The following is a 21,076-nucleotide window of genomic DNA, read 5'->3' as shown; positions in this document are numbered from 1 at the left end:
TATGGACAGCTCATTTACATAATTCTCATTATCGGAATTCAATGTATCTAGAAATGAATAAATATGATCTACTTAACATTAGCCTCCGTTATCAGTAATTGGATAACTACTTAAAACAGAAAAGGAATTTGCCAATTTTTTTGCAAAACTTAATGGTGGTTCAACAGATTGGATATGAATATACATAATCAATGGTTTCATATATAACCAATGATTATGTAAGGCGCTAACAATAATTCCTTGTTGAACAATTGATTGTATAAATAAAGGAATTTCTTCTTGTAAAATAGCGATTTCCCCTAAGTTCAACGCATTGCCATTTTGATCTAACGATTCAAAAGATATCCCAACCGGTATCACAGAGGTGCTTGGTCGTCCTTGAACAAACACTTTAATATTACGACGCAAGGAGACAGAACAAACACCCTGATTTATGTTGCTCTTTCCATTAAAAATTTTAGCAAATTGCTCACAAAGGAAATTAAGGTTGTTCATAAATCTGATGCCCCTTTCTTAGCAGATAAAAGTTACTTCATAAATATTAATACTCGTCCATTAGCTTTTATATAAGTAATTTAAGAAATTTCCATAAAGAAAAGACACCCATATAATGATATGATCCCCTTATAGTAGACAGTAAAAAGAAAGCACATTAATCTGTTTACTATGGAGGGGATTTTTCTATGGGCAAAATTAGAGTAACTTATGATATAGAATTTAAGAAAAAAGCAGTAGATTTATACTTGAAAGAAGGAATGGGATACAAAACGGTTGCTAAAGAATTAGGAATTGATCACTCGGTAGTAAGACGTTGGGTGAAACACTTTGAAGCTGAAGGTATCAAAGGACTAGAAGAAAAACGTGGTAAAACGAAAGGTCCAGGTATAGGTAGACCAAAAACCAATCCAGAAGATCCAGAAGCTAAAATGAAACGATTAGAAGCGGAGAATGAAATGTTAAAAAAGCTCTTAGGGATGTAAAAGGAGGAGTGGAATCTGTACCAAAAACGAAGAAGTTTGAAGCCATCAAAGGGCTATCAGAAAAAGGTTATGCAGTTACCATTCTATGTGATATCGCTGGAGTAACTAGAGGTGGGTACTACAAATGGATAAAGCGACAGTTGATGCCTTCTGAAAAACAATTGGAGGATACCGAAATAAAAAAGAAGGTATTGGAGTGTCATAAAAAACTTAAAGGGATTTATGGATACAGGAGAGTACAAGTTTGGCTGAAAGCTACTTATAACCTTCATTTTAATCACAAACGTATACAAAGGTTGATGGGTGAACTAGGTATCAAAGCCATTATTAGGAGAAAACGACCTTATTACGGGAAGAAAGAGGCTTACGTGATTTCAGATAACCATCTGAACAGGGATTTTCAAGCTTCCAAACCAAACGAAAAATGGGTAACAGATATTACCTATTTGATTTTCAATGGACAGAGATTGTACTTATCCGCTATTAAAGACCTATACAACAATGAAATTGTTGCCTATGAAATTAGCCGTAGAAATGACCTGAAACTAGTACTAGACACACTTAAAAAGGCAAGAAAAAAACGAAACGTGAAAGGGATTCTCCTGCATAGTGATCAGGGGTTCCAGTACACATCTCGTCAATATACTCAACTACTCAAAAAATATCAGATGAAGGCTAGTATGTCCAGAAAGGGGAACTGTTGGGACAATGCTTGTATAGAAAGCTTCTTCAGTCACTTTAAGTCAGAGTGTTTTCACCTATACTCTTTCCGCACAGCTGATGAGGTTAAGTTTGCTGTGCGCAAATATATATACTTTTATAATCACCACAGGTTCCAAAAGAAACTAAATAACCTGAGTCCATATAAATATAGAACTCAGGTTGCTTAATTGTGTTTTTTGAATACTGTCTACTTGACAGGGGTCACTCCATAAGAGGGTCTTTTCTAATAGTTTTTTAGCAGAAGCAAGAAGCTCCAACTATGATTAATAATATAAAGAGCACAAGGACTAAGGCGAATCCGCCGCCAAAGAATCCCATATTAATCTCTCCTTTGAGTAAGAGGGGGAATTCAAGGTCACACATGTGTTTTAACAGGTTCACATTACTTTATATTTTTAGGGATTAATTGAGCAGGTCCTTTTGAAAATAAAGAAAAGATACCATAAGGTGTATTCCTCCGACTTGAACCACGTTAAGTTATATCGTTCATTGAGAAAAAAGAAAAAAGCACTCTTTCGAGTGCATAATTACGACTAACTCCTAATTATGATTCAACTTCAGTTAAGTTAGCTACGGCGTTACTTAGTTTTTAATCGGAAAGTTTAATGGATTTTTGAGCTTCCTCCATTCTTTCTTTCAATGGAGCTATACCGTTTATTCCTTGAGTTACAGTCCTCCCAGCATTACTTCTATAGTTAGTTGCTAGTTCAAACTCTACTCTAAATTTCTCGATTTTTTCTTTTAATACAGGACCACTTAGCTTCGCACCATCTTTAAATGCTGTATTTTTCTTGGATAATTCATCGTATTCTTTTATCATAGCATCAATAGTAGGCTTGATCTCATTTTCGTATATAACTTTATCAGCATTTACAGATGGTTTAGGTGTTTCTTGAAGTGATTCGATTCCAAGAAATGTGGGAAGAAGATAAAAGCTGCATTGAAATTGCAGTAGAGTTGGGAAGACATCAGTTAGAAATTGCAGCCTTAATCATGGATCAGGCGGATAAGAACAAGAATAAATCTCGCACAATGGGATTAAGAGCATGAAACAACTCACACTTGAGGATGTAGTAGGAAGTTTCGATTATACCGCAACAAGTACAGCAGAAAAATTCTTGAAGTGTAATAACGTTATGACGTACTCAATAGAGTTTTACGACAAAGACGAGAAGTGGAAGCTTTGTTGGTTTGAGGTGAAGTCAGAGGGCGAATCTATCGAAATGGCTAAAAAAGAATATGGACAGATACAAATTATTACCACTTATATTTCGGATAAAACCTTAGAGGAAATAATGAATTTAGATTAGGAGGCATACCGTTATGACGATAAATAGATGGCTAGAAAAAGCAGGTTATGAAGTCGCTGAAAAGAATGACGTCATCCATGACGCGTTGGTGGGTTTGGACCTACAGGCGTGAAGTAAGATAAAATTTGAATTTTGTACAAATATGCAGAGAGTGTGGGGATAATCGTATAAATAAAAGCTCAACTCTCAAAAGGGTGAGAGTTGAGCCTGTGGATGTAGCTACTGAGTTCTCGGGTCGATGAAAACCAGTAACTTGATAATAAACTTAAACCGTATGTATTCAAAGTAAAAAATAATGGATACAGGATTTGGTGCTAGCCTATAAAGAAAAGACACCCTAAGGTGGAGTGACCCCTGTCAAGTAGACAGTATTCAAAAAACACAATTAAGCAACCTGAGTTCTATATTTATATGGACTCAGGTTATTTAGTTTCTTTTGGAACCTGTGGTGATTATAAAAGTATATATATTTGCGCACAGCAAACTTAACCTCATCAGCTGTGCGGAAAGAGTATAGGTGAAAACACTCTGACTTAAAGTGACTGAAGAAGCTTTCTATACAAGCATTGTCCCAACAGTTCCCCTTTCTGGACATACTAGCCTTCATCTGATATTTTTTGAGTAGTTGAGTATATTGACGAGATGTGTACTGGAACCCCTGATCACTATGCAGGAGAATCCCTTTCACGTTTCGTTTTTTTCTTGCCTTTTTAAGTGTGTCTAGTACTAGTTTCAGGTCATTTCTACGGCTAATTTCATAGGCAACAATTTCATTGTTGTATAGGTCTTTAATAGCGGATAAGTACAATCTCTGTCCATTGAAAATCAAATAGGTAATATCTGTTACCCATTTTTCGTTTGGTTTGGAAGCTTGAAAATCCCTGTTCAGATGGTTATCTGAAATCACGTAAGCCTCTTTCTTCCCGTAATAAGGTCGTTTTCTCCTAATAATGGCTTTGATACCTAGTTCACCCATCAACCTTTGTATACGTTTGTGATTAAAATGAAGGTTATAAGTAGCTTTCAGCCAAACTTGTACTCTCCTGTATCCATAAATCCCTTTAAGTTTTTTATGACACTCCAATACCTTCTTTTTTATTTCGGTATCCTCCAATTGTTTTTCAGAAGGCATCAACTGTCGCTTTATCCATTTGTAGTACCCACCTCTAGTTACTCCAGCGATATCACATAGAATGGTAACTGCATAACCTTTTTCTGATAGCCCTTTGATGGCTTCAAACTTCTTCGTTTTTGGTACAGATTCCACTCCTCCTTTTACATCCCTAAGAGCTTTTTTAACATTTCATTCTCCGCTTCTAATCGTTTCATTTTAGCTTCTGGATCTTCTGGATTGGTTTTTGGTCTACCTATACCTGGACCTTTCGTTTTACCACGTTTTTCTTCTAGTCCTTTGATACCTTCAGCTTCAAAGTGTTTCACCCAACGTCTTACTACCGAGTGATCAATTCCTAATTCTTTAGCAACCGTTTTGTATCCCATTCCTTCTTTCAAGTATAAATCTACTGCTTTTTTCTTAAATTCTATATCATAAGTTACTCTAATTTTGCCCATAGAAAAATCCCCTCCATAGTAAACAGATTAATGTGCTTTCTTTTTACTGTCTACTATAAGGGGATCATATCAAGGTGCCTTCCTCCGACTTGAGATCACATCTATGTATTGAAGAAATTTAGAAAAGATAAATACAAAAAGGAAAGGTACAGATCAAACTTATCGTTTTCAACAACCTGCAGGAAAACAATATCCTTTTGGAAATGGGCCAAAAGAGCTAAGCGAATTGAGCAGATGGTTTAGGTGTTTTGATATGTGTCCCGTTTTCGGGGTTCACTTCAAAGTGGTGTGTTTTCTTTTTTACCTTACAAAATTGTAAGGTAAATGTAAGGGAAATCGAATGAATGGATTTTAGAAAAATGAGAATATTAAGAAGTGATATGATTCATATTTCTTTTGAGATTGAAAAGTTAAAAAACTCTTAAGGATTTATATGGCAAAAAGATAAGAAATATATGAGAAATTAATAATATACAAAAGGGATGGAGTGAAAGAGATGTCAACAAATGTAGTTACTGTAGAAAGCGTAGAAAAAACGTATGGGAAAAGAAATGAGAATCAATCAAAAGCATTAAGGGGTGTATCATTAAGTATTAAAGAAGGGGAATTTGTCGGGATTATGGGTCCTTCTGGATCTGGAAAAACGACTTTACTTAATGTGATAAGTACACTTGACCAAGCGACAGGTGGTAGTGTGACAATAGCTGGCACAAATATTACTTCTATGAAGGGGAATGCATTATCAGATTTTCGTTCTCAAAAATTAGGTTTTATCTTTCAAGATTTTAACTTACTTGAAAACTTATCAATTTATGAAAATATCGCTTTGCCACTTTCTTTGCAAGGTGTACCTTCAAGTGAGATTACTGGAAAAGTAAATGAGGTTGCGAAGAAATTAGGTATTACTGAAATTTTAACAAAATATCCAACTGCTGTTTCTGGTGGACAAAAGCAAAGAACAGCGGCAGCACGAGCTTTAGTACATAATCCAGCAATCGTATTAGCAGATGAGCCGACAGGGGCACTTGATAGTAAAAACGCAAAAAGCTTATTAGAAGCGATGCAAGATTTACATGAAAATCATAATGTAAGTATTTTAATGGTGACACACGATGCATTTAGTGCGAGTTACTGTGAGCGTATTTTATTTATTCAAGACGGTCTTCTTTATAAAGAGTTAATGCGTCAAGGTACGCGAGAAAATTTCTATCAAGACATTTTAGGTGTGCTTGCTCATATGGGCTCAGCTGCTGAGTCTAAGTAGGGGGCGAGACTATGTTATTCAAATTATCACGTCATAGTATGAAAAAAATGTTAAAGGATTATATGGTATTACTTATTGGTCTAGTCATTAGTATTAGTATTTTCTACATGTTCCAAACGATGGCGATGAATAGTGAATTTACAAAAGATAATAGTCTCATTAGTAGTATTAGACTTGTCTTCTGGGTTGGTGCCATATTACTATCGTTCATTACTGTCTTTTACATTATTTATGCCAATTCTTTTCTACTTACATTAAGAAGGAAAGAACTCGGTATGTACATGATGCTTGGGGCGAAAAAGAAAAAAGTAGCACAGTTATTATTTATTGAAACATTCGGTATGGGTATTGTCAGTATTATTATCGGTATTTTAGTAGGGATGTTACTTGCCAGTGTAGCAGGAAATTTGTTAATGAATGGAATGGAAATTTCAGCAAAAGGTAGTTACTCATCTGTATATACACCAGCAATCTTAGTTACAGCTATTTTCTTCTTAATACTATTTTTTATTACTGGTTTAATGAACAGTATCCGATTATTACGTAAAACAGAACTAGAATTAATTCGTGAAGATGAAACACTAGATGAAGTGAAGAAAAGTAAAACTCGTATTATTATAATGACTGTACTTGGTGTATTGCTAGTAAGTACAGGGTATTATTTTATGGTAAATATAAAAACATATGCTGAGATCGGTTTTATAATAGCGACGGTTGTTACCACGCTTGGAACGTATTTTATTTTTAGTTCATTACTCCCGTTTTTTGTGATGAAAATTAAGGGGAATAAAAAACGTAATGAAACTGGTTTAAATAGTTTTACATATGCACAGCTACGTTTCCGAGTAAATAGTTTATCGAGAGTACTAGGTACGGTAGCGATGTTAATTGCATTAGGGGCAGGTGCGATGACAGCAGGTATGGCGTTCCAAAAAAATGTCGGCATTATGACAGATTTCTCACGTGTATATGACGTTGTAATTCACGATCCAAATGAACAAGATACAGCAGCATTAAAAGAAATGGAAATTGTTGAAGAAAGCAAGTACAAGTATAAAGTAGATGGAGAAGCGGTTTATTACTTACGTAACGATTTAACTGCGAAACCACCACTTGTTTCCGACCACTTTGATACAAAAACTTTAAAAGAACCTGCGCGTAAACGTGTAGCTGAACCTTTAACTGAACCTGTATACTCTGCTTTGGAAGATCCTGAAGTAGCGAATAAGCTTCCTCGTATGCCAAAAGATTGGGAAGATGCAGTTGTAAGAGAAATACAAATTACACATAATCAATTTAATGGAAAACCTGTAAGAATTGCAGATGAAGAACACTATAAAGGAATTCAAGGAACAGAACACACTGTAACATTAGCAAAAGTAGATGATATGAAAAAATATAAACCGTTGTTAATCGAAATAGATAAGAGACAAAAAGAACAAATTGAAAGAACAACAGGTACAAAAGTAGACTTATTTACGAAAATGACAATTTATCAATTTATGAACAGTTTCATGAGTGGGACAATGTTTATGGGATTTTTCCTCGGAATTGCCTTTTTAGCAATGATGGCAAGTTCTCTTATGTTCAAAATATTAACGGGTGCTTCTCGTGACGTACGCCGTTATGAAATGTTAAGAAAAATCGGTGTGAGACGTAGTATGTTAACAAAAAGTATATATAAAGAAATTTCATATTTATTTATCTTCCCAGCGATTATTGGAATCTCTCACGTGTTAGTAGGGCTTAACTTATTCAGCTTTATATTAGTTGATCCGTTTGTGAAAGTATGGGTGCCAATAGGAATCTTCTTAGTCATTTATTTCATCTATTACTGGATAACTGTTCAATTGTATAAAGGTATGGTAATGCCGAAAGAAGAAGTAGCGAAATAGTTTAAGAAAAGAGTCCTTGTTTTGATGAACTGCACCCCAATTGTTAGACACGACTAACAATTGGAGGTGCAGTTTTTTTATGGCTAAATTTTCTTCAAAAGAAAAAATACAAGCAGTAAAACGATATTTAGAAGGCCCAGAAGGCGGGACAAGCATTGCTAAATCTATAGGCGTGGATCAGCGGGTATTTTATCACTGGATTAGCCGATATGAATATTCCGGTGAAAAAGCTTTTGAAAAACGCTATACATCTTACTCTACGCAATTTAAACTAGACGTACTTAACTATATGATTGAAAATAGGACGTCTATCAGGGAAACAGCGGCAATTTTTAATATTCCATCTTATGAAACGGTTCGTAAATGGAAAGTAGCTTATGAAACAGAAGGATTGGATGCCCTACAACTTAAAGAAAAGAGGCATCCGTCTATGAATAATAAAAATCACAAAATAGTGAAAAAGCAATTACCAGTCGAAGGCTCCATTGAAGAACTCCAAGAGGAGTTAGAAAGGTTACGTATGGAGAATGCGTATTTAAAAAAGTTGAATGCCTTAGTTCAAAACAAACAGAAGTCACAAAAAAAGACAAAGCGCAAGTAGTTTATGAATTAAGGCATCAATTTCCGGTACAATCACTTTTAGTGCTTGCCAATATTCCACGTAGCACATATTATTATTGGTTAAAAAATGCCAAACGTCCGGATCCAGATGCAGATTTGAAAGTATTAATTCAAGCTGTTTATCATGAACATGAAGGCCGTTATGGTTATCGCCGTATTCGTGATGAACTTACTAATCGTGGACATAAAATAAATCACAAAAAGATACAACGCATTATGAAAGAATTAGGATTAAAGTGTTTGGTCCGTATGAAGAAATATCGCTCTTATAAAGGAACTGTTGGAAAGATTGCCCCTAATATTTTAGAACGTAATTTCAAAGCAGAAAGGCCAAACGAAAAATGGGTCACGGATATTACGGAGTTTAAATTATTTGGAGAGAAATTATATGTATCGCCAATGTTGGACTTGTTTAATGGTGAAATTATCACGTATACAATTGGTTCAAGGCCAACCTACGCCCTTGTTTCTAATATGTTAGACCAATCCTTTGAACGCTTAACAGATGAGGATGCCCTCCTTATTCATTCCGATCAAGGTTGGCACTATCAAATGAAAAAATACCGTGATTCTCTTCATAAACGTGGTATTACACAAAGTATGTCTCGGAAAGGGAACTGTTACGATAACGCAGTTATCGAAAATTTCTTTGGTATTATGAAATCTGAATTTTTATATCGAAAAGACTTTAAGAATATGGAACATTTTGAACAAGAACTAGCAAAATATATATCTTACTATAATCATAAGAGAATTAAGGCAAAATTAAAGGGTATGAGTCCGATACAATACCGGACCCACGCCCAAAACGCTGCCTAATGAAATAACCATGTCTAACTTTTAGGGGTCACTTCATGAAAATAAGGGCTTTTTTCTATGCATGGGATACGTGTATGCGAGATGTTATCAAGTCTTTTTGTAGTGAATATATAGAAGATTAAGAAATCGTTAAGGTTTTATGTAGTGGAAAGTTAAGAAGTGTATGGGATATTAAGAATGTACAAAAAATTAAGATGAAATTGCAACGTTAAATTGTTTTACGCTCTTATTTTTTTACGGTAGTTTTGCAGAATTAAATTGATATTTTTATTAATTTAACAGAAAGGAATCGTCTTATGAAGAAGATAAATAAAGTAATAAAACGTATTGGAGTCAGTGCTATACTACTAATAATCATAGCACTAGTATTTCCTACATGGACCTCACAAATAAAGGGAAAAAACAGTATAAGTACATTAGAGCAAGTAGAGATAAATGGAAGTGGTCATGAAATTATGATACGCGGCAAAGATAAGAACAATCCGGTTATTATTTTTGTACATGGTGGACCAGGTTCTTCAGAAATACCATATGCTCAAAAATACCAAGACTTATTGGAAGAGAAATTCACAGTTGTTAATTACGATCAAAGAGGAAGCGGGAAATCGTATCATTTCTTAGAAGATTATTCGAATCTTACATCAGATCTACTTGTAGAGGATTTATTAGCTATGACAGATTATGTTTCAAAACGTCTTGGCAAAGAAAAGGTAATATTAATTGGCCATTCTTACGGTACATATATTGGAATGCAAGCTGCTAATAAAGCTCCTGAAAAATATGAAGCGTATGTTGGTATAGGGCAGATGAGTGATACAGTAGAAAGTGAAATGGATAGTTTAAACTATGTTATTGAACAGGCACAAAATGCGGGGAATACAGATGAGGTTTCCTATTTAAAAGGGTTAACCGAAAAAATTAAAAATGGCGATACATACACTCCGCGAAATTATGTTGCGAAATATGGTGGAACATCAAGACTCATTGAAAATCTAGATGGTGATAACATCGGGATGCTACTTAGTAATGAATATAACTTGTTTGATGTAATTCGTTATAACGTTGGATTATCATACTCTCAAACTGTCTTATTAGAAAAAGATCTAAAGAATCCATTACCTATAAAAGTAACTAAACTGAAGTTACCGTTTTATTTTCTTATGGGTAAATACGACTATAATACTTCATCCCATGCAGCCAAACAGTATTTTGATAGGATTGAGGGGGATAAAAAAGAATTTATTGCTTTTGAGAAATCTGCTCATTATCCGCAATTTGAAGAGAAAGAAAAGTTTTATAAGTGGATTTGTGATACATTCGTAAAATAAATAAAGGGTATCCGAACTTTAGGGAATTAAAAAAGTTAGCGACATATATATCATTACATGAAGCGAAGTTAAATAAAAAGGACTCTTGTATATAGAACAAGAGTCTCAGACTGTAGACAAACTATTTTTGAAGAGTTCAGCTGCTAAAAAATAGTTTGTCTCTTGCTTTATGGCGAATTTATCCCACAACATTTATAGGTAGTGTTTTCTATGCTACAATTTACTATAAGTAAGGAAAGAAGGTGTCTTATGCAAATATCCGTTTATATTGCAAGTGCATTTAGCAAGGATCATAAAGGTGGAAATAAAGCAGGAGTGGTATTTATTGAGAATACATTGACCACTACTCAAAAAATGGCGATAGCCAAACAACTGGGCTATGCGGAAACCGCATTTATATCAGAATCTGAAATTGCTGATTATAAATTTGAGTATTTTACACCAAAAGAAGAAGTTGATTTATGTGGTCATGCCACAATTGGCTCTTTCGTGATACTGATGCATTTAAATAAACTTTTCAGGAATCGCTATACGATTGAAACGAACAGCGGTGTTCTTACTATTACCATAAAAGATGACATCATATTCATGGAACAAAACAAACCGATATTCTATGATGTTGTATCTCTAAACGAGTTCATTGACTGTTTTGACATTAAAGCTATAGACAATAAATACCCAATTCAAATTGTCTCCACGGGCTTAAAAGATATTTTAATTCCTATAAAAAGCGAAACACGATTACATACACTGCAACCTAATTTTGAAAAAATTAAAGAAATCAGCAAGTATTATAATGTTGTCGGGATGCATCTATTTACTTTTAATGACAATCGAATTATATGTAGAAATTTTGCTCCACTATACGACATCAATGAAGAAGCAGCGACTGGAACTTCAAACGGTGCATTAGCTTGCTACCTTTATGAACGGCACTACTTGCAAAAAGAAGTCTATGTATTTGAACAAGGTTATTCTTTACACTCGCCTTCCGAAATATTAGTTAAATTAGCAACCAATAGCAAGAATGAAATAGAAAAAGTTTATGTTGGCGGCAAAGGCTATTACTGTGAAACTAAGTGTTTAAATGTAGAAAATATTGAGTGAAAATAAAAAAACACCGAATAAAAAGGTTGAGAAAATAATTTCTCAATCTCAGACTGTAGACAAAGTATCTGATTTAGATGTTGAAAAAATAAGATATGAGTAAACGAAATCAAATTGGTTTTTATTCTTTAGATGATCTAGTTCCACAGGAACATTTGTTAAGAGATATTGATAAAAAACTAAGTTAATTATGAGACATTTAAGGGAAGATGAAATGGAACGATGTGAGGATATCCGTCATTCCCTTGGAATGAAACAACTTTATGGAATTAGAAAACAAACAATAGAACGATTATTTGGAACAGCTAAAGAATTTCATGGTCTTCGCTATACGAATATGATTGGTAAAGAAAAAATGCACATGAAAATTGGGCTTACTTTTGCTTGTCTAAATATAAAAAATTAGCGAAAATCCTGAAATTAAGAGACCAAAAGGACCCTATTTTTTTGCCTATTTCTATGTTTTAATTCAAAAATAGAGAAATAGATAAAAAAACAAACACATTATTTAATTGAACAATGTGTTTGTTTTCAATCTGAGACTCTTGTATATAGAACAAGAGTCTTTTTTATATTGTTTTCTATATAGAAGGAAAAGATTGGATAATGGTCGAAAAATATAATATAACTTCCAAGAAATGACTGAAATAATACTATTTTGTCGAGAGAAAGGATATTAAGTATGAAAGAAATGCTACAGTTATTTCGAAACAAAGTTTATGCACGCTTTTTTCTAGCGAATATTTTAGAACGCCTTGGTTCTATGATTGCTGGAATTTCTTTAATGTTTTACTTGTTAGATCAATACGGGAAACAACCAGTTTACGCAACGATGACGCAAATTATGATTGCATTACCTGCATTAATCTTTTTTCTATTAGTAGGGACAGTAGTGGATCGTTTTGATAGACAGCGTATTTGTACGGTAAGTAATATATGTTGTTCGCTTTGTAATATCGGAATTCTAATTTCGCTTTATTACGGGATGATTATACTCGTCTTCATATTTTTATTTTTGGAAAATGCATGTATACAATTTTTCTCTCCATCAGAACAGTCGATGATACAGGGGGTAGTTGAATCAGACCAATATGGTGTAGCAGCGGGTATGAATCAAATGGTAAATAGTTTGTATGCTTTGTTTGGTGTAGGAATTGCAACGATGGTGTATTGGACTTTTGGAATTTACGGAAGCATTTTAGTAAATACGCTCACCTTTATTATGAGTGGTATTTTGATTCAAACCATCTCCATTCCAGAAAAAGTTCGTTTACCAAATGGTAGAACAAAATGGAAAGAAGTTAATTTTAAGATGTTAATAACAGAGTTTCAAGAAGGGATCAAGTATATATACCAAAATGAAACTTTAAAAAAATTACTTTTAGGATTTATCGTATTTGGACTATTAAACGGTATTTTAAGCGTATCCACTACTTACATATTAAAATACAAATTAGCACCAGCAACGTATGAAAATTTAGCAATGGTGGGCGGTGTAGTTGGAGGGATTTCATTACTAATTGGAAGTATAGTAGCAACAAGTATAGGTAAGAAATATGCACCAAAATCTATTATTGTTTTTGGTATGGCAGGCTCAGGAGTCTTCTTCGGTATGTGTTACTTTGTAAATCACGTATGGTCTTTTTATGTATGTATCGCTTTTGCGACTTTCTTTTTACCATTTATTAATGTTGCAATAATGGGCTGGATGTATGAAATTGTAGAAGAGTCATTCATGGGACGTGTACAAAGTTTACTTAGTCCATTAACGACAGGATTCCAGCTTTTATCTCTCGGTGCGATAGCAATGTTGTTCCCGAAATGGATTAGTGCAGATACATTGTTTATTATTTTATTTGCTTTATTATTTTTGGTTACGTGTTTATATCAAGCTATTTTACCTAGTGGGAAGAAGCAAGTGCAGGGTATAGCTGAAGAGATGTAACATATGTAGGTTTTTTATTTCTGAATATTCTATCGAATCGTAAAGGGGATAGAGTGATGGTGATACGAGTTGCTAAATGGTGTGGGATTACTTGTTTACAACTATTAGCTGCAATCTTATGTATAATCTGCCTAGGTGCGTTACCGCGTTTATTTAAGGGATTGCAAATTGATTTAATCGGTTTTTGGAACACAGTTCTGTTTCTTGGAGAGAAGTTACTTCAACCAGGTGAAATTACTTATGGATTTCGGAACTCAAGAAAGTTATTTCCACAAATATGGATTCATTATGTAGAGACAATGTTTGTATTTATTTCGGCATTTATCCTTTCTTTGCTCATTGCGTATGTTATCGTTGTGTGGGTATTGCAGCGCTCTCAGTCAAAGCAACGTATATGGAATGGAGTTTTCGTCGCACTTGAAAGTATCCCGGACATTTTATTAATTTTACTATCTCAACTTCTAGTAGTAATTATCTTTCAAAAAACAGGATTTATGCCAGTGAAACATGCGGGATTTGGTGAGGATAGAGCTCGCATGTTACCAATAATATGCCTTGCTATACCTACAACGTTATTATTTATGAAGCTACTATTATTACGTTTTAGAGAAGAATTAGAGAAAGATTATAGCATATTTGCAAAGAGCAAAGGACTGAGTTTAAGACATATTTTGACACACCATATTTCAAGAAACGTCTTGTTAACAACAGTCTATTATGCAAAAACAAATATTTTATTTATGTTATCAAATTTATATATTATTGAATGGCTATTTAATACGTACGGCATGTTTGTTTTTGTAAAAGAAAATTCCAAATTAGAAATATTTACAGTGAGTTTAGTTATATTATACGTACCGCTTTTTATACTATTTCGTATATTACATACGCTTTTAAAAAATGTTATAAAGGAGCGTGTGTAACATGTGGCAAGTTGTAAAAAGAGATGTGAGATTTTGGCTAGGTGTTACTTTTTTGAGTGTATTAATGCTTGTTAGTATTGGAAATACGGTGTTTTTTGACGGGAATATTCGCGAATTAACGATGATGTATAACGAAAAAGGAGAATTAGAGGCTGCTCCGTTTTCACCATCGAGTAAATTTTGGTTCGGAAGCGATGAAAAAGGACGCGACCTTTTTCAGTTAATAATAGAAGGAGCGAAATGGACAGTTGGTGCAAGTATCGTTATCGCAATTTTACGTGTAGTAATTGGCGGAACTATTGGTTTATTACTTGGTATGTACAGTAAACGTTCATTTCCAGCTATCTCATCTTTTTTTGATCCGTTTAGTATTGTACCGATGATTATGATTTCCTATTTTATGTTAAATGAAGTTTTAATGTTTGAAAGTGGAGAGGAGGCTGCTCCGTTACATTTGCGGGTTGCGTTTCAAATTATAGTTCTTGCGTGTCTTGCTGTACCAACTGTTATGTTGTATGTAGCGCAAGAAGTAAAACGTATTAAGAATGAAGAATTTATGTTGGCGGCCACTGTGCTCGGCGGGAGTAAGTGGCAGAGGTTGAAACGCCATGTATGGCCGCATATGCTACCATCATTTCTTTTATTAATAGCCCAGCAATTTGTAAGTACTTTATTACTCCTCTTGCATCTTGGTTTGTTAGAATTATTTTTTGGCGGAACAATAATTTTTGGTATAGAAGCAGATAGTGTAACAAAAGAGTGGACAGGTTTAATCGGACAAAATTTCCGTCACTTAACTACACATACATGGATTGTACTTATACCAATCGCTTTCTATAGTATGACAATTTTGTCAGGAAATCTTATTAGTAATAGTATGCAAGATGCGATTAAGCTAGGAAATGTAAGAATGCCGAAGAGGAAGGATAAAGAAGTGAAAGTAGAGAAGCAAGTACAACCTACTATGAATGATTTTTCTTTCTATAAAGAGGTAAAAAAATAAAGAAAGATAGCTGAAGACAAATTGTTTTCAGCTATCTTTTTTCGTTTAGAGTGGAGGTAAATCAATCTTACCTTCTTCAAATAACTCTTTTATCATATGTTTCGTATAACCGGCTGCTTGACCAAATGTGATTTTTGCTGGCATTGGTGCTTCATTTACATCTACAACTACATCAATAATGCATGGTTTACTTTGTTTTACCGCATTTTCAAAGGCAGGAAGTAAGTCATCTAACTGTTCGACGCGGTATCCAATACCACCGCACGCCTCTGCGTATTTTGCGAAATCAGGATTCGTTAAGTCTGTACCAAATTCAATATTCCCCATAACTTCTTGTTCGAATTTAATCATAGCAATTTTATTATTGTTTAATACAACAACAACGATTGGTAGTTTATATTTAACAGCTGTTACGAAATCATTCATTGTCATTCCGAATCCGCCGTCACCACAAACTGCAAACACTTGTTTATCCGGGAAAGCAATTTGTCCAGCAAGTGCGCCAGGTAAACCGCAGCCAAGTGTTGCAAGCCAACTAGAAATGATAAATTTCTGGTTTGTCATACGGAAGTGCCTTGCAGTCCATACTGTTACATTTCCGACATCGACTGAAAGAATTGCGTCATCTTCTGCTACTTTCTGCAGTGCATGCATAACTCGCTGTGGTTTAATTGGAATCGAAGAATCTTCTTCTTGATTGTGTAATTTTTCTTCCCACTTTTTCATCATTTCTTGATGATGCTCTAAGAAGGAATGATCCTCGTGTTTTTCTACATTTTCAATTAACCATTTTAATGTTTTATCAGCATCACCAGCTAAGCCGATATCTGTCGTATAACGTTTCCCGATTTGTGCGGGGTCTGTATCAATATGAAGTGTTTTTGCTTTTTCGGGTAAGAAACCAGTGAACGGATAAGAAGTACCTACCATAATTAAAGTATCTGCATGCTTCATTGCTTCATAAGAAGGTTTCGTCCCGATTAATCCTAATCCACCGATACAAAGAGGGTGTTCATCAGGAACAATTCCTTTAGCTGGTAATGTAAGTACGATTGGAGCACCGATATGTTCTGCAAATGCAAGTAAAGATTCTCTCGCATGTTTAGCTCCTTTCCCGGCTAAAATAACAGGTTTTGTCGCTTCATTTATTGCGAGTCTCGCTGCATCTAAATCTTCTTTTTGCGGAAATAGCTCAGGCAATGTAAAAGAAGTGTTTGTAACACGAGCACCATTTTTTACTTCAAATTTCGGAACATCATCCGGAATAGTAAGAACGGATACACCTTTTTTCGTATATGCCATACGAATCGCTTGATTGACTACAGCAGGTAGTTGTTCAGCTGACATTATACGTTGGTTATAAACCGCAACATCATCAAACATTCTTTCTAAGTTTACTTCCTGGAAAAAATCCGTTCCGAGTAAATCGGTTTCTACTTGTCCTGAAATTGCTAGTACAGGAGCTTGATCGAGTTTTGCATCGTATAAACCATTTAATAAATGAATAGCCCCAGGTCCTGCAATAGCCATACAAACACCAAGTTTTCCTGTTAATTTCGCATAGGCTGCCGCTGCTAACGCACCAGCTTCTTCATGGCGAACTTGAATAAATTTAATTTTATCTTGTTTTTTTCTTAAAGCCTCAATTATTGAATTGATGGAATCTCCAGGCATACCATATATGTGTTCTACTCCCCAGTCAATTAATAAATCAACTAATGCTTCACCGGCTGTTTTTCCAAACATAATTGTTCCTCCTTATAATAGGTAGATAACATTATGTTTTGGAGAAAAAGGAAAAATATACAAATGATATAACTTATTTGTTTTAATGATGTCCAGTGAAAAGAGTGAAGACTGTTATTAGTAAAAATCCACTAATTGCCCACGTTAGAAATGTAAGGAAAGAGAGCTGTTTCTTAGCTTTCCAAAGCATTTCGTGAATTGTGACATAACCAAGTGAACCGATAGCGCTTCCCATAATGAGTCCTTGTAAATGAAGAGCTTTTCCTTCCATCAAAATTCCAAAAACCGTACCGGTACCGAGAATAAGAGAAAGTAATAAAGTTGTTAATAGAAATGAAATATATTTATGCTTTGTAAAGAGGAAGGGGATAATTAAAGCTAATCCTTCTGGAATATGGTGAACGACGATTGCTATTAAAAAGGGAATGGCAGAGTCATTATGATTTATAAAAGCTGTACCTAGCGCAAATCCACTCGGTATATTATGAATAAATATAGCGAAAGAGAGAAATAGGAAAGTTTGCCATGCTTGTTGATCTTTCTTATGTATATTCGGATGATGGCAATAGTTATCTAATAAGCTCATAACTAAAATACCGATAGCTATACCAAGTATAGGACCAATCATTTCATAGCTTGAAAATGTTTCAGGAATAATTTCAAGTGATAATAATCCAAGTAAAATCCCACCACATAATGCGTATAAACGATGCATCTTTTCTTCAATTAGTTGGCGTGTTGCTACTCCAACAGCACCACCTAATAATAATCCACCGAATGAAAAAAAAGTAACGATCATTGGGATCCATAAACGTTCCATAGTATCACACTCCGATTCTATACCCTTGTATTTAGCTTACGAAAAGTTAAGTTGTATTAGTCCAAATTATTTTTACTAATTATAGAGAAAAAACTGTAAATTCATTATAATTTATATATTAAAATGAAATGGGGAATATAAGTGCAAACAAAATGGAACTTATCCGAATATGAAAATCCAAAACAATATGATATAGAAAATAAAAGTTTGTCAGATTTTCCGTTTTTACTATCATGGGCACAAAAACTAAATATACAAAATGAATGGATTCTAGATATAGCCTGTGGAACAGGGCGAGTTACAATTCCATTCATAGAAAACGGATATCAAATGATTGGTGTAGATATACATGAAGGAATGCTTACTGAAGCGAAGAAAAAATCAACAAGTTATACGAAAGTGAAATGGTTACAGCAAGACTGTTTACAATTGAACATGGAAGAAACTATTCCGTTAGCATTTATGGTAGGGCACGGATTCCAGCATTTTCTTACGAATATACATCAAAATCAGTTATTAACATCTATTCATCATGTGTTAGCTGACAATGGTATATTTATATTCGATACACGTTTCCCTTCAAAAGAAGAATTAATACAACCATCTACAGAAGAATATTGGACAACTATTACGGATGAAAAGAGAAGAAGATGTGATTTATATACTGAGATGAATTATGATTCAATTCAGCAAATACAGTACTACATAACAACAAGAAGGTTTTATGAAGATAATGCGCTAGTAGAGGAACTGAAAACAACGATTGATCTTCGTTATACGTATCCGCAAGAATTAGAAAGATTGTTAGAGTTGAACGGGTTCGAGTTGCTAAATATATATAATGATTGGGAAGGGAATGAGTTAGGAGAGGATTGTTATTCTATGGTAGTAGTTTGCCGGAAGAAAAGATAGTGTTAGTGGATATGAGGTGAAAAATGACATAAAGATATAATTCACAATTACGACAAACAGACGGTTCCTTCAGAATGAAGAAACCGTCTTATTTTTAGTTGGTATTTGATATTTTAATAAGTGCTTCATCAAATTTTATATAAGTTCAACTACAATGAATTATCTGTTTTTTTCTGAGACTGATGTATCGGAAAAATTTAGTAAATTAAGCAAAAAGAATTTGGACATTTACAAAATGTTTCGATTAAACAAGGTTCCATTTATAACCATAGGTTTTGATGGCCAATGACTCAATATAATTGAGTAGTAAATAGCTGCTTTTTCAACTAATGTGTGATTTACTTTGGACAGGGAGGGGGCCTAAATCCGAATCTTGTCCAAACGTTTCAGGAATGGAGTAGAGCTCACTTTTACATTTTACTTCTGCATGTTTTAAATCGCAAAGCTATAGTATGATAGGTTCAAAGGGGGAGATGTAATGGAAAGTAGGGCGTTGTTTAATGATTCTAAGACGTATCGTTATTCTTTAGAACGTATTTGGGACTCGCATAAAGAACGGGTACTGTTTATTATGTTAAATCCAAGTTAAGCGAGTCAAGATAGCGAAGATGCGACTTCCAGACGTTGCTTCAATTTTGCGAAGAGCCTTGGTTTTGGTTCCTTGGAAATTGTAAATTTATTTGCCTATATTGCAACAAATCGTGAAGAATTGCTTCAAGTAAGTAAAGAAGATGCAATTGGTCCTGAAAACGAAAATCATGTGATTCGTGCATTGAACCGTGCAGATATGGTGATTGCTGCATGGGGTGAAAACTGTAAATATCATAATCGGCACAAAGATATTCATGAATTGTTTAAAGGTTATCATTTACACTGTCTTGATAAAACAAGGGATGGATTTCCGAAACACCCTTTATATTTAAGTAAAGATTTGCAGCCAATAGATTACATAAAACCAGAGCGGATTGTACACCGTCTAATTCGAACTGCAAGAAACCAAGAAAGAGCAAGTAAAGAAGGGCGCACAATAAATCGTAATGGTGAAACAGAAGGGGACGCATGGTTGTGGTGTTCGATCTGTCATGAAGAACATCCCATAACAGATTCAACTGCTTGTTTATCCTGTATTAATAGACTTATAGAACAATATCACAGAGTAAAGTAATCAGTATTCTAACTGAAAAGAATTTTGTACAAATAGTAGTAAATGGAGGAACTAATTATGCAGCAAATTAAAAAAGTAGGAAACTCATTTTGGTATATGACACCTGTTTCTGAAACAGATAGACCAATATTAGGAATGGTCGTTGGAAAAGAAAAAACTTTAATGATTGATGCAGGAAATTCAGAAGAACATGCACAATTGTTTTTAGAAATGCTAAAAGAACAGAATGTATCAAATCCTGATTTCATAGCATTAACGCATTGGCATTGGGATCATATTTTTGGATTGCCTGTATTACAAAATGCAGTATCTATTGCACATTCTGAAACGAAAAAAGAGATGCAGACACTAGTTTCATATGAATGGACAGATGACGCGTTGGACGTAAGAGTAAAAGAAGGTACAGAAATTGAATTTTGTGCGGAATGTATCAAAAAAGAGTTCAGTGAAAAACCAAGAAATATTAAAATTATTCCTCCGACCTTAACGTTCCAGGATCAACTTGAATTAGACCTTGGTGAAGTGACATGTGTGTTAAAGCATGTGGGCGGAGATCATTCACATGATTCCATTGTTATGTACGTTAAAGAAGAAAAGATTTTATTTTTAGGAGACTGTATATATGCAGATATTTTTTCTTCGAAGTGGAACTATACGACGAAACGAACGTTTAAATTAATAGAAGAGTTAGAGGAATTTGATGCTGAAACTTATATTCTTTCTCATGGAGCAGCTATAGATCGGGTTGAATTTTTACAAGAAATTCATTTGCTAAAAACAGTAGGAACTTATACAGAAGCCCATAAAGGTGATGAAGAGAAGATAAAGGCAGCGTATAAACAAGACCTAGATAGAGAATTAAATGAAGATGAGCTAGAAACAATAACGTATTTTGTCAATGGTTACGAGATGGATAATTTGTAAAACACAACTCTAATCAAAT

General features: G+C 34.3%; 20 protein-coding genes and 3 pseudogenes. 16 read left to right on the top strand and 7 right to left on the bottom strand.

Translation table 11 applies throughout. From position 1 onward, the window contains the following. Window positions 1–78: 78 nt before the first annotated feature. Window positions 79–495: a DUF1259 domain-containing protein gene (locus tag ACP6L7_RS00530; protein WP_071745563.1), complete on the bottom strand. Its 417-nt coding sequence runs from the start codon at window positions 493–495 to the stop codon at window positions 79–81. A gap of 188 nt (window positions 496–683) precedes the next feature. Here ACP6L7_RS00530 and ACP6L7_RS00525 point away from each other — a divergent pair, with 188 nt between their 5' ends. After that, on the top strand, window positions 684–980 hold the full coding sequence (locus tag ACP6L7_RS00525; RefSeq protein WP_000516528.1) for a transposase: 297 nt from the start codon (window positions 684–686) through the stop codon (window positions 978–980). Window positions 981–988: 8 nt separating this feature from the next. Further along, complete coding sequence (locus ACP6L7_RS00520; RefSeq protein WP_430528867.1) at window positions 989–1,870, top strand: IS3 family transposase; 882 nt, start codon at window positions 989–991, stop codon at window positions 1,868–1,870. Between the two features lie 67 nt (window positions 1,871–1,937). Here ACP6L7_RS00520 and ACP6L7_RS00515 read toward each other — a convergent pair whose 3' ends face one another. Then, window positions 1,938–2,021 carry a YjcZ family sporulation protein gene (locus tag ACP6L7_RS00515; RefSeq protein ID WP_097831164.1) on the bottom strand — a complete coding sequence of 28 codons (84 nt, stop codon included), beginning with the start codon at window positions 2,019–2,021 and terminating at the stop codon, window positions 1,938–1,940. Between the two features lie 226 nt (window positions 2,022–2,247). Further along, window positions 2,248–2,598, bottom strand: a pseudogene (locus tag ACP6L7_RS00510) (ribonuclease); the annotation flags it as partial. On the opposite strand from ACP6L7_RS00510, the gene ACP6L7_RS00505 reads away from it, so the two are divergent. Together ACP6L7_RS00505 and ACP6L7_RS00500 are read left to right on the top strand one after the other, a co-directional pair. Next, entirely contained in the window at window positions 2,589–2,753 is a 165-nt protein-coding gene (locus tag ACP6L7_RS00505) for a helix-turn-helix domain containing protein (RefSeq protein WP_141533483.1), read from the top strand. The pseudogene ACP6L7_RS00510 and the gene ACP6L7_RS00505 sit on opposite strands and share 10 nt — an antisense overlap. After that, the gene (locus tag ACP6L7_RS00500; protein ID WP_097831163.1) at window positions 2,750–3,013 is read left to right on the top strand and encodes a hypothetical protein; all 264 of its coding nucleotides are present in this window, start codon (window positions 2,750–2,752) and stop codon (window positions 3,011–3,013) included. Before ACP6L7_RS00505 ends, ACP6L7_RS00500 begins: the two co-directional genes overlap by 4 nt. Window positions 3,014–3,398: 385 nt before the next feature. On the opposite strand, the gene ACP6L7_RS00495 is transcribed toward ACP6L7_RS00500, so the two are convergent. Together ACP6L7_RS00495 and ACP6L7_RS00490 are read right to left on the bottom strand one after the other, a co-directional pair. Beyond that, on the bottom strand, window positions 3,399–4,280 hold the full coding sequence (locus ACP6L7_RS00495) for an IS3 family transposase (protein ID WP_430528867.1): 882 nt from the start codon (window positions 4,278–4,280) through the stop codon (window positions 3,399–3,401). A gap of 8 nt (window positions 4,281–4,288) precedes the next feature. Then, entirely contained in the window at window positions 4,289–4,585 is a 297-nt protein-coding gene (locus ACP6L7_RS00490) for a transposase (protein WP_000516528.1), read from the bottom strand. Window positions 4,586–5,081: 496 nt separating this feature from the next. On the opposite strand from ACP6L7_RS00490, the gene ACP6L7_RS00485 reads away from it, so the two are divergent. The 9 genes and pseudogenes from ACP6L7_RS00485 to ACP6L7_RS00445 all read left to right on the top strand — a co-directional run bounded on the left by ACP6L7_RS00485 (window position 5,082) and on the right by ACP6L7_RS00445 (window position 15,490). After that, window positions 5,082–5,849: an ABC transporter ATP-binding protein gene (locus ACP6L7_RS00485; protein ID WP_071724180.1), complete on the top strand. Its 768-nt coding sequence runs from the start codon at window positions 5,082–5,084 to the stop codon at window positions 5,847–5,849. Window positions 5,850–5,860: 11 nt separating this feature from the next. After that, a complete protein-coding gene (locus tag ACP6L7_RS00480) occupies window positions 5,861–7,744 on the top strand; it encodes an FtsX-like permease family protein (RefSeq protein ID WP_097831162.1) in 1,884 nt (627 codons plus the stop codon). Window positions 7,745–7,823: 79 nt separating this feature from the next. Next, a protein-coding gene (locus ACP6L7_RS00475) for an IS3 family transposase (protein WP_430528870.1) occupies window positions 7,824–9,184 on the top strand; the annotation gives its coding sequence in 2 pieces (ribosomal slippage) (window positions 7,824–8,280 and window positions 8,280–9,184; 1,362 coding nt in all). Window positions 9,185–9,480: 296 nt separating this feature from the next. Then, window positions 9,481–10,512: an alpha/beta fold hydrolase gene (locus ACP6L7_RS00470; protein WP_097831161.1), complete on the top strand. Its 1,032-nt coding sequence runs from the start codon at window positions 9,481–9,483 to the stop codon at window positions 10,510–10,512. A 249-nt stretch (window positions 10,513–10,761) separates the two neighbouring features. Beyond that, on the top strand, window positions 10,762–11,619 hold the full coding sequence (locus tag ACP6L7_RS00465) for a PhzF family phenazine biosynthesis protein (protein ID WP_097831169.1): 858 nt from the start codon (window positions 10,762–10,764) through the stop codon (window positions 11,617–11,619). 181 nt (window positions 11,620–11,800) lie between these two features. Continuing rightward, window positions 11,801–12,019, top strand: a pseudogene (locus ACP6L7_RS00460) (transposase); the annotation flags it as partial. Between the two features lie 273 nt (window positions 12,020–12,292). Continuing rightward, on the top strand, window positions 12,293–13,564 hold the full coding sequence (locus ACP6L7_RS00455) for an MFS transporter (protein ID WP_257206355.1): 1,272 nt from the start codon (window positions 12,293–12,295) through the stop codon (window positions 13,562–13,564). A 56-nt stretch (window positions 13,565–13,620) separates the two neighbouring features. Next, on the top strand, window positions 13,621–14,487 hold the full coding sequence (locus tag ACP6L7_RS00450) for an ABC transporter permease subunit (RefSeq protein WP_141533484.1): 867 nt from the start codon (window positions 13,621–13,623) through the stop codon (window positions 14,485–14,487). A gap of 1 nt (window position 14,488) precedes the next feature. After that, window positions 14,489–15,490, top strand: a complete 1,002-nt coding sequence (locus ACP6L7_RS00445; RefSeq protein WP_430528869.1) for an ABC transporter permease — start codon at window positions 14,489–14,491, stop codon at window positions 15,488–15,490. A gap of 45 nt (window positions 15,491–15,535) precedes the next feature. On the opposite strand, the gene ACP6L7_RS00440 is transcribed toward ACP6L7_RS00445, so the two are convergent. Continuing rightward, entirely contained in the window at window positions 15,536–17,236 is a 1,701-nt protein-coding gene (locus ACP6L7_RS00440; protein ID WP_097831158.1) for a pyruvate oxidase, read from the bottom strand. A gap of 82 nt (window positions 17,237–17,318) precedes the next feature. Beyond that, window positions 17,319–18,056 (bottom strand): ZIP family metal transporter, encoded by a 738-nt coding sequence (locus ACP6L7_RS00435; protein ID WP_097831157.1) that lies wholly within the window; start codon window positions 18,054–18,056, stop codon window positions 17,319–17,321. A gap of 141 nt (window positions 18,057–18,197) precedes the next feature. On the opposite strand from ACP6L7_RS00435, the gene ACP6L7_RS00430 reads away from it, so the two are divergent. The 3 genes and pseudogenes from ACP6L7_RS00430 (at window position 18,198) to ACP6L7_RS00420 (ending at window position 21,057) form a co-directional block, all read left to right on the top strand. After that, window positions 18,198–18,968, top strand: a complete 771-nt coding sequence (locus ACP6L7_RS00430) for a class I SAM-dependent methyltransferase (protein ID WP_097831156.1) — start codon at window positions 18,198–18,200, stop codon at window positions 18,966–18,968. A 478-nt stretch (window positions 18,969–19,446) separates the two neighbouring features. Continuing rightward, a pseudogene (locus ACP6L7_RS00425) lies at window positions 19,447–20,133 on the top strand (DUF1643 domain-containing protein). A 57-nt stretch (window positions 20,134–20,190) separates the two neighbouring features. Further along, entirely contained in the window at window positions 20,191–21,057 is an 867-nt protein-coding gene (locus ACP6L7_RS00420) for an MBL fold metallo-hydrolase (protein WP_097831153.1), read from the top strand. The last annotated feature ends 19 nt before the right edge of the window (window positions 21,058–21,076 follow it).

This window comes from Bacillus silvicola, from assembly GCF_050524305.1.
GTDB classification, from domain to species: Bacteria; Bacillota; Bacilli; order Bacillales; family Bacillaceae_G; genus Bacillus_A; species Bacillus_A cereus_AT.
Note: the sequence above shows the minus strand (reverse complement) of the source record. Positions and strands in the feature narration are given on the sequence as shown.

Bases quoted from the DNA above. Each gene is read 5' to 3' on its own strand.
- ACP6L7_RS00530 (WP_071745563.1), bottom strand. From the start codon at position 495: ATGAACAACCTTAATTTCCTTTGTGAGCAATTTGCTAAAATTTTTAAT.
- ACP6L7_RS00525 (WP_000516528.1), top strand. From the start codon at position 684: ATGGGCAAAATTAGAGTAACTTATGATATAGAATTTAAGAAAAAAGCA.
- ACP6L7_RS00515 (WP_097831164.1), bottom strand. From the start codon at position 2,021: ATGGGATTCTTTGGCGGCGGATTCGCCTTAGTCCTTGTGCTCTTTATA.
- ACP6L7_RS00500 (WP_097831163.1), top strand. From the start codon at position 2,750: ATGAAACAACTCACACTTGAGGATGTAGTAGGAAGTTTCGATTATACC.
- ACP6L7_RS00490 (WP_000516528.1), bottom strand. From the start codon at position 4,585: ATGGGCAAAATTAGAGTAACTTATGATATAGAATTTAAGAAAAAAGCA.
- ACP6L7_RS00485 (WP_071724180.1), top strand. From the start codon at position 5,082: ATGTCAACAAATGTAGTTACTGTAGAAAGCGTAGAAAAAACGTATGGG.
- ACP6L7_RS00480 (WP_097831162.1), top strand. From the start codon at position 5,861: ATGTTATTCAAATTATCACGTCATAGTATGAAAAAAATGTTAAAGGAT.
- ACP6L7_RS00470 (WP_097831161.1), top strand. From the start codon at position 9,481: ATGAAGAAGATAAATAAAGTAATAAAACGTATTGGAGTCAGTGCTATA.
- ACP6L7_RS00465 (WP_097831169.1), top strand. From the start codon at position 10,762: ATGCAAATATCCGTTTATATTGCAAGTGCATTTAGCAAGGATCATAAA.
- ACP6L7_RS00450 (WP_141533484.1), top strand. From the start codon at position 13,621: ATGGTGATACGAGTTGCTAAATGGTGTGGGATTACTTGTTTACAACTA.
- ACP6L7_RS00445 (WP_430528869.1), top strand. From the start codon at position 14,489: ATGTGGCAAGTTGTAAAAAGAGATGTGAGATTTTGGCTAGGTGTTACT.
- ACP6L7_RS00440 (WP_097831158.1), bottom strand. From the start codon at position 17,236: ATGTTTGGAAAAACAGCCGGTGAAGCATTAGTTGATTTATTAATTGAC.
- ACP6L7_RS00435 (WP_097831157.1), bottom strand. From the start codon at position 18,056: ATGGAACGTTTATGGATCCCAATGATCGTTACTTTTTTTTCATTCGGT.
- ACP6L7_RS00420 (WP_097831153.1), top strand. From the start codon at position 20,191: ATGCAGCAAATTAAAAAAGTAGGAAACTCATTTTGGTATATGACACCT.